We start from the raw sequence: 11,937 nt of genomic DNA on the forward strand, positions 1-11,937 counted from the left end.
CCCAAGGAAAGCCACCATGACCACCACCGCCCACACCCAAGTCGTGCAAAAACAGTTCGGCGAGCAAGCCTGCGCCTACTTGAGCAGTGCCGTGCACGCCCAAGGCACCGAATTCGCGCTGCTCCAGGCCGAACTGGCCGGGCAGGGCGCTGCACGCCTGCTGGATCTGGGTTGCGGTGCGGGGCATGTGAGTTTCCAGGTGGCGCCACTGGTTAAAGAAGTAGTGGCCTACGACCTGTCCCAACAGATGCTCGACGTGGTTGCCGCAGCTGCTATTGACCGCAACCTGGCCAACATCCGCACCGTACACGGCGCCGCCGAGCGCCTGCCATTCGCCGACGGCGAGTTCGATTTCGTGTTCAGCCGCTACTCGGCCCACCACTGGAGCGACCTGGGCCTGGCGTTGCGCGAAGTGCGCCGGGTGCTCAAGCCGGGCGGCGTGGCGGCCTTCGTCGACGTCTTGTCACCGGGCAGCCCGCTGTTGGACACTTACCTGCAAACCGTCGAAGTGCTGCGCGACACCAGCCACGTGCGCGATTACTCCGCCGCCGAATGGATGCAACAGCTCAGCGAAGCCGGCTTGCATGTGCGCACCAGCAGCCGTCAGCGCCTGCGCCTGGAATACACCTCGTGGGTCGAGCGCATGCGCACACCAGAGGTCTTGCGCGCCGCGATCCTTGCGCTGCAACAGGCAATGGGCCAGGAAGTGCGCGATTACTACGAGATTCAAGCCGACGGCACCTTCAGCACCGACGTGCTGGTGGTTTTCGCTGAACGCTGATTGATTTTTCCCGACCTGCCCACGGGCGGGTCGCTTGATGAAATGAGGAACGCATGAGCAAGCAGATTCTGATTCTCCCTGGCGACGGCATTGGTCCGGAAATCATGGCCGAAGCGGTCAAGGTCCTGGAACTCGCCAACAGCAAGTACAACCTGGGCTTTGAACTGAGCCACGACGTGATCGGCGGCGCGGCCATCGACAAACACGGCGTGCCGCTGGCCGACGAAACCCTGGACCGCGCCCGTGCGGCCGATGCCGTGCTGCTCGGCGCCGTGGGTGGCCCGAAATGGGACAAGATCGAGCGTGATATCCGCCCGGAACGCGGCCTGCTGAAAATCCGTGCGCAACTGGGCCTGTTCGGCAACCTGCGCCCGGCCATCCTCTACCCGCAGCTGGCCGACGCGTCGAGCCTCAAGCCGGAAGTGGTGGCGGGCCTGGACATCCTGATCGTGCGTGAACTGACCGGCGGTATCTATTTCGGCTCGCCACGCGGCGTGCGCGAGTTGGAAAATGGCGAGCGTCAGGCCTACGACACCCTGCCGTACAGCGAGAGCGAGATCCGCCGTATCGCCCGTGTCGGTTTCGACATGGCCCGTGTGCGCGGCAAAAAGGTCTGCTCGGTGGATAAAGCCAACGTACTGGCCTCCAGCCAACTGTGGCGCGAAATCGTCGAGGAAGTCGCCAAGGACTACCCGGACGTCGAGCTGAGCCACATGTACGTCGACAACGCTGCCATGCAACTGGTGCGTGCGCCCAAGCAGTTTGACGTGATCGTGACCGACAACCTGTTCGGCGACATCCTGTCCGACCAGGCTTCGATGCTCACCGGCTCCATCGGCATGCTGCCGTCGGCGTCCCTGGACACCAACAACAAGGGCATGTACGAGCCGTGCCACGGTTCGGCGCCGGACATCGCAGGCCAGGGCATTGCCAACCCGCTGGCGACCATTTTGTCGGTCTCGATGATGCTGCGTTACAGCTTCAACCTGAGCGAAGCGGCGGATGCCATCGAGAAGGCGGTCAGCCTGGTGCTGGATCAAGGTTTGCGCACCGGTGACATTTGGTCACAGGGTTGCAGCAAAATCGGCACGCAAGAAATGGGCGACGCAGTAGTCGCCGCGCTGCGGAATCTGTAATCTCTCCGGCCCGCTTGCAGTTGTTGCTGCAAGGCGGCCCACTTTTTAACAAGGTGTAGTTGCGATGAAACGTGTAGGTCTGATCGGTTGGCGCGGTATGGTCGGTTCCGTGCTCATGCAGCGGATGCTGGAAGAGCAGGATTTCGATCTTATTGAGCCGGTGTTTTTCACCACTTCGAACGTAGGTGGCCAAGGGCCGTCCGTGGGCAAGGATATCGCCCCGCTCAAGGACGCCTACAGCATTGAAGAGCTGAAAACCCTCGACGTGATTCTGACCTGCCAGGGTGGCGACTACACAAGCGAAGTCTTCCCCAAGCTGCGTGAAGCCGGCTGGCAGGGTTACTGGATCGACGCCGCCTCCAGCCTGCGCATGCAGGACGACGCGGTGATCATCCTCGACCCGGTGAACCGCAAGGTCATCGACCAGCAGCTGGATGCCGGCACCAAAAACTACGTCGGCGGCAACTGCACCGTCAGCCTGATGCTGATGGGCCTGGGCGGCTTGTTCGAAGCCGGCCTGGTTGAGTGGATGAGCGCCATGACCTATCAGGCGGCGTCCGGCGCCGGCGCGCAGAACATGCGCGAACTGATCAAGCAGATGGGCGCCACCCACGCCGCTGTCGCCGATCAACTGGCCGACCCTGCCAGCGCGATCCTCGACATCGACCGCCGTGTGGCCGAAGCCATGCGCAGCGAGGCTTACCCGACCGAGAACTTCGGTGTGCCATTGGCCGGCAGCCTGATCCCGTGGATCGACAAGGAACTGCCAAACGGCCAGAGCCGCGAAGAGTGGAAGGCTCAGGCCGAAACCAACAAGATTCTGGGTCGTTTCAAGAACCCGATTCCGGTGGACGGCATCTGCGTGCGCATCGGCGCCATGCGCTGCCACAGCCAGGCGCTGACCATCAAGCTGAACAAAGACGTGCCGATCGCCGATATCGAAGGGCTGATCAGCCAGCACAACCCATGGGTCAAGCTGGTGCCGAACAACCGCGACATCAGCATGCAGGAGCTGAGCCCGACCAAGGTCACCGGCACCCTGAATGTACCGGTGGGCCGTCTGCGCAAGCTGAACATGGGCAGCCAGTTCCTCGGCGCTTTCACGGTGGGCGACCAACTGCTGTGGGGCGCGGCCGAGCCGCTGCGTCGCATGCTGCGGATCTTGCTCGAGCGTTGATCGCTTGAAGCCGTAAGAGAAACCCGCGCTCTGGTGACAGGCGCGGGTTTTTTTATTGCCCTTGAGGCCGCCATCGCAGGCAAGCCAGCTCCCACACTGATCGTTCCCACGCAGAGCGTGGGAACGATCAGTGTGGGAGCTGGCTTGCCTGCGATGAGGCCATCAGCCTCACCACAAAGGCCAGCTTAATTGCCTCACCCCGAGCCACCCGGTAAAGTGCCGCTCCCCCCGCAATGCCCGAGGCAGCCCCCATGACCCAGACCTTTGAAATCGCCGTGATCGGCGCCACCGGTACCGTCGGTGAAACCCTGGTGCAGATTCTCGAAGAGCTGGATTTTCCGGTGGGCACCCTCTATCTGCTGGCCGGCAGCAATTCGGCCGGCGCCTCCGTGCCGTTTCGCGGCAAGAACGTGCGGGTCAAGGAAGTCGATGAGTTCGATTTCAAAAAAGCGCAGCTCGCCTTCTTTGCGGCCGGCCCGGCCGTTACCTTGAGCTTCGCCCCACGCGCCACCGCTGCTGGCTGTGCGGTGATCGACCTGTCTGGCGCCTTGCCCGCTGAACAGGCGCCCCACGTGGTGCCGGAAGCCAATGCCCATGTCCTGGGCAGCTTGAAAAAGCCCTTCCAGCTGAGCAGCCCAAGCCCATCGGCGACCAACCTGGCCGTGGTGCTGGCGCCGTTGCGTGAATTGTTGGGGATCCAGCGTGTCAGCGTCACCGCCAACCTGGCGGTATCGGCCCAGGGCCGTGAAGCCGTCAGCGAGCTGGCGCGACAGACCGCCGAACTGCTGAACGTGCGCCCACTGGAACCCCAGTTCTTTGATCGGCAGATGGCCTTCAACCTGTTGGCACAAGTCGGTACGCCAGATGCGCAAGGTCATACAGCTCTGGAGAAACGTCTCGTACACGAACTGCGCGCGGTGCTGGAAACTCCATTGCTGAAGATTTCTGCAACCTGCGTTCAAGCCCCGGTGTTTTTTGGCGATAGCCTGACGGTGTCGTTGCAATTGGGCGCGCCGGTCGACCTGGCGGCGGTGAACCGTGCATTGGAAGCGGCGCCGGGCATTGAGCTGGTTGAAGAGGGCGATTACCCCACGGCCGTGGGCGATGCGGTCGGCCAGGATGTGGTCTACGTCGGCCGTGTGCGGGCGGGTGTGGATGACCCGGCGGAACTAAATCTGTGGCTGACGTCAGATAACGTACGCAAGGGCGCGGCACTCAATGCCGTACAGCTGGCGCAGTTGTTGATAAAAGGCCTTGTGTAAAAGATACTTGGCGGCAATTTGTAGATTGATTCTAGCCAGGCGCTATGCTTGGCCCCAAGCGGTAAAGAAGCGCGTCGGTAACCTATCGGCTCGCCATGCCTTATGGCAGCGGTTACCAACCTTCTCGCAGGCCGGGGAGTGTTCAGACAAAGGATGAGGCTATGGTTCAAGTTCGCAAACTGGTGTTAGCAATAGCGGCCGCCTCGGCGCTGTCCTCCGGTATGGCGCAGGCGCTGCAACTTGGGGAGATGACCCTCAAGTCGAAGCTGAACCAGCCGTTGTCGGTGGAAATCGAATTGCTCGACGTGGGCGGCCTCACGGCTGCCGAGATCACCCCGAGCCTGGCTTCCGACCAGGCCTTTGTCGATGCAGGCGTAGACCGCCAGGCGTTCCTCAATGACCTGACGTTTACCCCGGTGGTCAACCCCAGTGGCCGCAGTGTGGTGCGTGTCACCTCCAGCAAACCGTTGCCCGATTCCTACGTACGCTTCCTGCTGCAGGTGCAGTGGCCCAATGGCCGCCTCATGCGCGATTACAGCGTATTGCTCGACCCGGCCAAATTTGAGCAATCGGCGCCCGCCACCAGCGCGCCCACGCCGCGCTTGAGCGCACCGACCACCACTGCGCCCGCCAACACAGCGACGCCCGCCAGCAAATCCGCTCAACACACCACGACTTCTCACGACACCTTGTGGGAAATTGCCGAAAAGAACCGCAACGGTGCGTCGGTGCAGCAAACCATGCTGGCCATTCAGGCGCTTAATCCTGATGCCTTCGTCGACGGCAACATCAACCGCCTGAAAACCGGCCAGGTTCTGCGCCTGCCGGACCGCCAGCAATCCACCAGCTTGCCGCAGCCCGAGGCGATTGCCGAAGTGACTGCGCAAAATGCTGCCTGGCGCGCAGGTCGTCGCACAGCCGGTAACCCGGTAGCGGGCAAGCAGCAGTTGGACGCGACCAAGCGCACCCAGGCGGGCAATGCGCCGTCGAGCACCACGGCCAAGGACAACTTGAGCCTGGTGTCGGCGGAGTCGGCCAAAAAAGGCGCGAAGGGCAAGGCCGGTGACAGCCGAGCGGTGAGCGACAAACTGGCGATGACCCAGGAGCAGTTGGACACCACCCGGCGTGACAATGAAGAGCTCAAAAGCCGTGCGGCGGACCTGCAAAGCCAACTGGACAAGCTGCAAAAACTCATTCAACTGAAAAACGATCAACTCGCCAGGTTGCAGGCCGGTAACCCTGGGCCGGCAGCACAGGCGACAGCGGCGATGCCGGCTCAATTGGCAACTGAACCTGCGCCTGCGCCAGCACCCGCTGAGGCTGCGCCCGTTGCCGCAGCACCCGCGCCCGAGCCGATCAAGGCGCAGGACACGCCAGCCACCAGCGAAGGCAAGTTCAACGACCTGCTGACCAACCCGATCGTCCTCGGTGTGATCGGCGGCGCGGCCGGCTTGCTGGTGTTGTTGCTCCTGCTGCTGTGGGCGCGCCATCGCAATGCGCGCCTCGAAGAGGAAAAGCACCTGCGCATGGCGCGCGCGCTGGCCGAAGAGCCGGCATTTACGCCAAATGTGGATCACGATCTGCCTGCGGACAGCTTCGAAGGCCTTGAAGTGGCAGCACCGAACGTTAAATTGGCCGCCACTCCCGCGCCGGCGGCTGTTGCTGAGCCCGTGGTGGTGCCATCGGTTGCCTCCGTACTCGCGCCGTTGGCCGTTGCCGTCGCCCCGGTAAACTCCAGTGATGCACTGGCGCAAGCGCAATCCCATATCGACCGTGGCCACCTGAACCAGGCCGCCGATGTGCTGGAGCAGGCGATCAAGCGCGAACCCAAGCGCAGCGACCTGCGCCTGAAGTTGATGGAGGTCTATGGCCTGCAAGGCGACAAGGACGGTTTCGTCACCCAGGAGCGTCAACTGGTGGCCAATGGTGAAAACCATGCCCAGGTCGAGCAGCTGAAAAACCGCTTCCCGGCCATGGCCGTATTGGCGGCGGGCGTCAGTGCTGCGGTGGCAGCGGCGGCCCTGGATGCTCAATACGTCAAGGACTTGCTCGAAGACAAGCCCGCCGCGCCGGCCCCGGAGCCGGAGGCGTTCGACACGGATTTCGACCTGAGTCTGGATGACCTGGAAGCGGCGTCACCTACCGTCGTCAACCCGAAAGACGCGCCGAGCTTTGAGTCGGTGCTGCAACAGCAGACCGAAGCCAAGGCCAACCCGGATGACCTGTCGGATTTCGACCTGGATTTGCAGCTCGAGGCACCGTCTTCACTGGCAGATGATGACTTTCTGTCGGGCCTGGAAGATCAAATGAAGGACGTGCCGGCCGTCGAGCCGCCGACCCTGGCGCCCACTGCGCTGGACGATTTTGACCTGCCGGAGGACTTCGATCTGTCCCTGGCCGATGAGCCACAAGCCCCGGCCGCAACCAAGCCTGATGCCTTCGCCTCGCAACTTGATGACGTCAACGCAGAACTCGATCGCTTGTCCCAGAGCCTGGAGCATCCGCCGATCGAGCCTTCCTTCACCGCTGAAGATGCGGCGTTGGGTGCTGATGAGCCCGAGTTCGACTTCCTTTCCGGTACCGATGAGGTCGCCACCAAGCTGGACCTGGCCCAGGCCTACATCGACATGGGTGATACGGATGGTGCAAAGGAGATCCTGGAGGAAGTGCTGACCGCTGGCACTGTAGAACAGCGCGATGAAGCCAAGGAAATGCTCGGCAAGATCTAAAGGGCGCTGCAAAACCCCTGTGGGAGCTGGCCTGTGTGGGAGCTGGCTTGCTCCACACAAGCCAGCTTCCACACAACAAAAGCGCCCCGCAGAGGTTCTACCGCCTTTATAATGGCTCTCTTCGCGCAACTCATCGGGCTCTCAGTTCTTGGCAAATATAGATAACGCGGCCGCCGAAATGGCGGCCGCAGGCTTTAACCGCATCGCCTTGGGCGTGGAATACAAAGGTTCGCGCTATCGCGGCTGGCAGCGCCAGGCTTCCGGTGTGCTGACCGTGCAGGAAACCCTCGAAAACGCGTTGTCGAAGGTGGCGGATTCGCCGGTCTCGCTGATGTGTGCCGGGCGTACCGATGCCGGTGTGCATGCCTGTGGCCAGGTGGTGCACTTTGACACCCAGGCCGAGCGCACGCTGAAAGCCTGGGTGATGGGCGCTAATATCAATTTGCCCCATGACGTCAGCGTGACCTGGGCCAAGGTCATGCCTGCGCATTTTCATGCGCGCTTCAAGGCCATTGCCCGGCGCTACCGCTATGTGATCTACAACGATCAGATCCGCCCGGCGCACCTGAATCAGGAAATCACCTGGAACCACCGCCCGCTGGATGCCGAGCGCATGGCCGAGGCCGCCCGGCATCTGGTCGGCGTGCATGATTTCAGCGCCTTCCGTGCAGGCCAGTGCCAGGCCAAGTCGCCCATCAAGGAAGTCCACCACCTGCGCGTGACCCGTCACGGCAAGATGATCGTGCTGGATATCCGTGCCGGCGCCTTCCTGCACCATATGGTGCGCAATATTGCCGGTGTGCTGATGACCATCGGCACTGGCGAGCGCCCGGTGGAGTGGGCGCGCGAGGTGCTGGAAAGCCGCGTTCGCCGCACCGGCGGTGTCACGGCGCACCCGTTCGGCCTGTATTTGGTGGATGTGGAGTACCGCGACGAGTTTGAATTGCCGCAGCGCTTTATCGGTCCACATTTCCTCACAGGTTTCAGCGAACTTGACGGCTGACGCCTGCAAGCGCTTTTGTTACCATCCGGGACTTTCTCGGCCCAACCCCTGAGGTTTCCACGCCATGCCAGCCGTTCGCAGCAAGATTTGCGGGATTACCCGCATAGAAGACGCGCTGGCGGCAGTCGAAGCGGGGGCGGATGCCATCGGTTTCGTGTTCTATGCCAAGAGCCCGCGGGCGGTGAATGTGTTGCAGGCGCGGGCGATCATCGCTGCACTGCCGCCATTCGTGACCACCGTGGGGCTGTTCGTCAACGCCAGCCGTTGCGAACTCAACGAAACCCTGGATGCCGTGCCGCTGGATATGCTGCAATTTCACGGTGACGAAAGCCCCGATGAATGCGAAAGCTATCAGCGCCCGTACATCAAGGCGCTGCGCGTCAAGGCCGGGGATGACATTGCTGCTGCGTGCGCCGCCTATACTGGTGCTCGCGGCATTTTGCTGGATACCTATGTCGAAGGCGTGCCCGGCGGTACGGGTGAGGCCTTCGACTGGTCGCTGATTCCCGAAGGCTTGAGCACGCCCATCATCCTCGCTGGTGGGCTCAACCCCGCGAATGTCGCGGAGGCCATCGAGCAGGTCCGGCCTTATGCGGTGGACGTCAGCGGCGGAGTGGAGCAGGGCAAGGGCATCAAGGATCACCACAAGATTCGCGCATTCATGCAGGCCGTGCGCAACAGCAGTGGCGCGATGTGACGGCTGGCAGTCTGCCGCCGTCCATAACTACCACTGTGTAGAACAGCACCGGCGCCGCCTGCGGGAGGCCCGGAAATGAAGTGGCAACCCTGCGCTGGCAGGTTGTCTGGAAGGCTGAGGATACAGGCGGGAAATGGCCGGTCGAACGTCTGACCCCGTCCAGCCTGTGTCATCGCCACATATGAATTTAGCTCAAGGGCATACGCGGGGCTGTGTTCAAGCCACCGGTACTGGAGAAAGAAAGCATGAGCAACTGGTTAGTAGACAAACTGATCCCTTCGATCATGCGTTCCGAGGTGAAGAAAAGCTCGGTTCCTGAAGGTCTGTGGCACAAGTGCCCATCCTGCGACGCGGTGCTGTACCGCCCGGAGCTGGAAAAGACCCTGGACGTTTGCCCCAAGTGCAACCACCACATGCGTATCGGCGCCCGCGCGCGCATCGACATCTTCCTTGACGCCGACGGCCGTAACGAGCTGGGCGCAGACCTGGAGCCGGTAGACCGTCTCAAGTTCCGCGACGGCAAGAAGTACAAGGACCGCCTGACCGCTGCGCAGAAGCAAACCGGTGAAAAAGACGCGCTGATTTCGGTCAGCGGCAAGCTGCTGGGCATGCCGGTGGTAGTGTCCGCGTTCGAGTTCTCCTTCATGGGCGGCTCCATGGGGGCCATCGTTGGTGAGCGTTTTGTGCGTGCGGCCAACTACGCGCTGGAAAACCGTTGCCCGATGATCTGCTTTGCCGCCTCCGGTGGTGCGCGCATGCAGGAAGCGCTGATCTCCCTGATGCAAATGGCCAAGACCTCTGCGGTGCTGGCGCGTCTGCGTGAAGAAGGCATCCCGTTCATCTCGGTGCTGACCGACCCGGTTTACGGCGGCGTTTCCGCCAGCCTGGCGATGCTGGGTGACGTGATCGTCGGCGAGCCCAAAGCGCTGATCGGCTTTGCCGGCCCACGCGTGATCGAGCAGACCGTGCGTGAAAAACTGCCGGAAGGCTTCCAGCGCAGCGAGTTCCTGCTGGAGCACGGCGCGATCGACCTGATCATCCCGCGCGGTGAACTGCGTCCACGCCTGGGTAACCTGCTGGCGCAAATGATGGGCTTGCCGACGCCTGTGTACGTTGCACCTAAAATCGAACCTATCGTTGTTCCGCCGGTGCCAGCAAACCTATGACCCAACGTACCCTGGGCGAATGGCTCGCCTACCTTGAGCAGTTGCATCCGTCCGCCATCGACATGGGCCTGGAGCGCTCGCAACAGGTAGCGGCCCGCCTCGGGTTGGGCCGGCCGGCGCCGCGTGTGATCACGGTGACCGGCACCAACGGCAAAGGCTCTACCTGTGCCTTTGTCGCGGCGCTGCTGCAAGCCCAAGGGCTTAAAGTAGGCGTCTACAATTCTCCGCACCTGCTGCGTTATAACGAGCGGGTGCAGCTCAATGGCGTCGAAGCCACTGACGCGCAGCTCTGTGAAGCCTTCGCCGCACTGGATGCCGGCCGTGGCGAAATTTCCCTGACCTACTTCGAAATGGGCACCTTGGCGGCGTTCTGGCTGTTCGAGCGTGCGCAGTTGGATGTGGTCGTGCTGGAAGTCGGGCTTGGCGGGCGCCTGGATACCGTCAACGTGGTGGACGCCGATATTGCGCTGGTGACCAGTATTGGCGTAGACCATGCGGACTATCTGGGCAACACCCGCGAGTCGGTCTCTTATGAAAAGGCCGGGATCTTCCGCCAGGGCAAGCCGGCGCTGTGTGGTGACCTGGACCCGCCGCAGCCTTTGCTGGACAAGGTGCGCGAGCTGGATTGCGCGTTTTACCTGCGCGGCCGCGAATTCAATCTCGAAGTTGGCGACCAGCATTGGCAATGGCGCGGGCGTGATGCACACGGTCAGGTGGTAGAGCTGCGGGATTTGCCGCTGCTGAACCTGCCGATGGAAAACGCCGCCCTCGCGCTGCAAGCCTACCTGTTGATGGATCTGCCGTGGAACCCCGAGCAGATTGCTGCCACGTTGCTGGCTACCCGTGTGGTGGGGCGCCTGGATCGCCGCACATTCGAGTGGGAAGGCAAGCGCCTGAGCGTGCTGCTGGATGTGGGGCACAACCCGCACGCCGCCGAGTACCTGGCGCAACGCCTGGCGCGTACGCCGCCGGTGGGTCGGCGCCTGGCGGTGTTCGGCTTGTTGGCCGACAAGGACCTGGACGGTGTGGTTGCGCCGTTATTCGGCAATGTCCAGGCTTGGGCGGTAGCGCCGCTGGACACGCCGCGCAGTCGCCCGGCTGCCGAACTGCAAGTGGCCTTGCAGAACCTTGGCGCCCCGGTGGCGTCGTATGCAAGCGTCACTGCAGCGCTTGAAGCGCAATGTGCGGTGGCGACGGCCGAGGACGAGATTCTGTTGTTCGGATCATTTTATTGTGTTGCCGAGGCGCTTGAGTGGTTGGCCCGGCGCTCCACGGAGGAAGCTGCACATGGCATTACTGGATAGCGCATACAAGCAGCGAATGGTCGGAGCGCTGGTATTGGTGGCATTGGCGGTGATTTTCCTGCCTATGCTGTTTTCGCGCCAGAACGAACAGCGTCAGGTGGTGGTCGAGGCACCGGCAGCGCCACAGGCGCCGGCGATGCCGCAGGTTCAGGTGGAACCGGTGGTGGTGCCTGAGCCGCAGGCGCTGCCTGAAGAGCCTGTGCCGAGCGATGATGAGGTGGCTGCGCAAACGGCTCCAGCGGCGCCAGCAGTGCCGGTGCAACAGAGCGTGCCGGTGGTCAAGCCGGCGCCCGCTCCAGCAGCTCCGGTGGTGGCTGCCAAGCCTGCAGCGCCAGCCCCTGCACCCAAGCCGGTAGCGCCACAACCTGCCGCACCGGGTAAGCCGGATGTCGGTCAAAGCCGTATCGACCCCAATGGCCTACCGATCAGCTGGTCGATCCAGCTCGCCAGCCTGGCCAACCGTGAAAGCGCCGATGCCTTGCAGAAAAAGCTGCGTGCCCAGGGCTATAACGCCTATATCCGCAGTGCCGACGGCAAAAATCGCGTATTTATCGGGCCGCTGATCGAGCGCGCCGAGGCGGATCGCCTGCGTGACCTGCTGGGGCGTCAGCAGAACCTGAATGGGTTTGTCATGCGGTTCCAGCCTGAGCGCGGTTGAGTAAAGGGTTGGAATGCAGGCCAA

The 11,937-nt window shown here is 62.5% G+C and carries 10 protein-coding genes; all 10 read left to right on the plus strand.

Annotated elements, in window-relative coordinates; all coding sequences use genetic code 11:
- Nucleotides 1–16: 16 nt before the first annotated feature.
- The 10 genes from ASE80_RS24720 to ASE80_RS24765 all read left to right on the plus strand — a co-directional run bounded on the left by ASE80_RS24720 (nucleotide 17) and on the right by ASE80_RS24765 (nucleotide 11,913).
- Nucleotides 17–781 carry a class I SAM-dependent methyltransferase gene (locus ASE80_RS24720; RefSeq protein ID WP_056861236.1) on the plus strand — a complete coding sequence of 255 codons (765 nt, stop codon included), beginning with the start codon at nucleotides 17–19 and terminating at the stop codon, nucleotides 779–781.
- A 53-nt stretch (nucleotides 782–834) separates the two neighbouring features.
- Complete coding sequence (gene leuB, locus ASE80_RS24725; RefSeq protein WP_056861237.1) at nucleotides 835–1,917, plus strand: 3-isopropylmalate dehydrogenase; 1,083 nt, start codon at nucleotides 835–837, stop codon at nucleotides 1,915–1,917.
- 64 nt (nucleotides 1,918–1,981) lie between these two features.
- A complete protein-coding gene (gene asd / locus ASE80_RS24730) occupies nucleotides 1,982–3,094 on the plus strand; it encodes an aspartate-semialdehyde dehydrogenase (protein ID WP_056861238.1) in 1,113 nt (370 codons plus the stop codon).
- A 251-nt stretch (nucleotides 3,095–3,345) separates the two neighbouring features.
- A complete protein-coding gene (locus ASE80_RS24735; protein ID WP_056861239.1) occupies nucleotides 3,346–4,356 on the plus strand; it encodes an aspartate-semialdehyde dehydrogenase in 1,011 nt (336 codons plus the stop codon).
- 161 nt (nucleotides 4,357–4,517) lie between these two features.
- Nucleotides 4,518–7,085, plus strand: a complete 2,568-nt coding sequence (locus ASE80_RS24740; protein ID WP_056861240.1) for a FimV/HubP family polar landmark protein — start codon at nucleotides 4,518–4,520, stop codon at nucleotides 7,083–7,085.
- A gap of 178 nt (nucleotides 7,086–7,263) precedes the next feature.
- Nucleotides 7,264–8,088 (plus strand): tRNA pseudouridine(38-40) synthase TruA, encoded by an 825-nt coding sequence (gene truA / locus ASE80_RS24745; RefSeq protein WP_056861241.1) that lies wholly within the window; start codon nucleotides 7,264–7,266, stop codon nucleotides 8,086–8,088.
- A 64-nt stretch (nucleotides 8,089–8,152) separates the two neighbouring features.
- Complete coding sequence (locus ASE80_RS24750; RefSeq protein ID WP_056861242.1) at nucleotides 8,153–8,785, plus strand: phosphoribosylanthranilate isomerase; 633 nt, start codon at nucleotides 8,153–8,155, stop codon at nucleotides 8,783–8,785.
- A 245-nt stretch (nucleotides 8,786–9,030) separates the two neighbouring features.
- A complete protein-coding gene (accD, locus tag ASE80_RS24755; protein WP_003234319.1) occupies nucleotides 9,031–9,951 on the plus strand; it encodes an acetyl-CoA carboxylase, carboxyltransferase subunit beta in 921 nt (306 codons plus the stop codon).
- Nucleotides 9,948–11,255 carry a bifunctional tetrahydrofolate synthase/dihydrofolate synthase gene (gene folC, locus ASE80_RS24760; RefSeq protein WP_056861243.1) on the plus strand — a complete coding sequence of 436 codons (1,308 nt, stop codon included), beginning with the start codon at nucleotides 9,948–9,950 and terminating at the stop codon, nucleotides 11,253–11,255. Before accD ends, folC begins: the two co-directional genes overlap by 4 nt.
- A complete protein-coding gene (locus ASE80_RS24765) occupies nucleotides 11,239–11,913 on the plus strand; it encodes an SPOR domain-containing protein (RefSeq protein WP_056861244.1) in 675 nt (224 codons plus the stop codon). The genes folC and ASE80_RS24765 overlap by 17 nt, the downstream gene beginning before the upstream one ends.
- The last annotated feature ends 24 nt before the right edge of the window (nucleotides 11,914–11,937 follow it).

Origin of the sequence: Pseudomonas sp. Leaf15 (genome assembly GCF_001421425.1) — a bacterium.
GTDB classification, from domain to species: Bacteria; Pseudomonadota; Gammaproteobacteria; order Pseudomonadales; family Pseudomonadaceae; genus Aquipseudomonas; species Aquipseudomonas salomonii.

Coding starts and splice junctions, on each gene's coding strand:
- ASE80_RS24720 (WP_056861236.1), top strand. CDS start 17: ATGACCACCACCGCCCACACCCAAGTCGTGCAAAAACAGTTCGGCGAG.
- leuB (WP_056861237.1), top strand. CDS start 835: ATGAGCAAGCAGATTCTGATTCTCCCTGGCGACGGCATTGGTCCGGAA.
- asd (WP_056861238.1), top strand. CDS start 1,982: ATGAAACGTGTAGGTCTGATCGGTTGGCGCGGTATGGTCGGTTCCGTG.
- ASE80_RS24735 (WP_056861239.1), top strand. CDS start 3,346: ATGACCCAGACCTTTGAAATCGCCGTGATCGGCGCCACCGGTACCGTC.
- ASE80_RS24740 (WP_056861240.1), top strand. CDS start 4,518: ATGGTTCAAGTTCGCAAACTGGTGTTAGCAATAGCGGCCGCCTCGGCG.
- truA (WP_056861241.1), top strand. CDS start 7,264: ATGGCGGCCGCAGGCTTTAACCGCATCGCCTTGGGCGTGGAATACAAA.
- ASE80_RS24750 (WP_056861242.1), top strand. CDS start 8,153: ATGCCAGCCGTTCGCAGCAAGATTTGCGGGATTACCCGCATAGAAGAC.
- accD (WP_003234319.1), top strand. CDS start 9,031: ATGAGCAACTGGTTAGTAGACAAACTGATCCCTTCGATCATGCGTTCC.
- folC (WP_056861243.1), top strand. CDS start 9,948: ATGACCCAACGTACCCTGGGCGAATGGCTCGCCTACCTTGAGCAGTTG.
- ASE80_RS24765 (WP_056861244.1), top strand. CDS start 11,239: ATGGCATTACTGGATAGCGCATACAAGCAGCGAATGGTCGGAGCGCTG.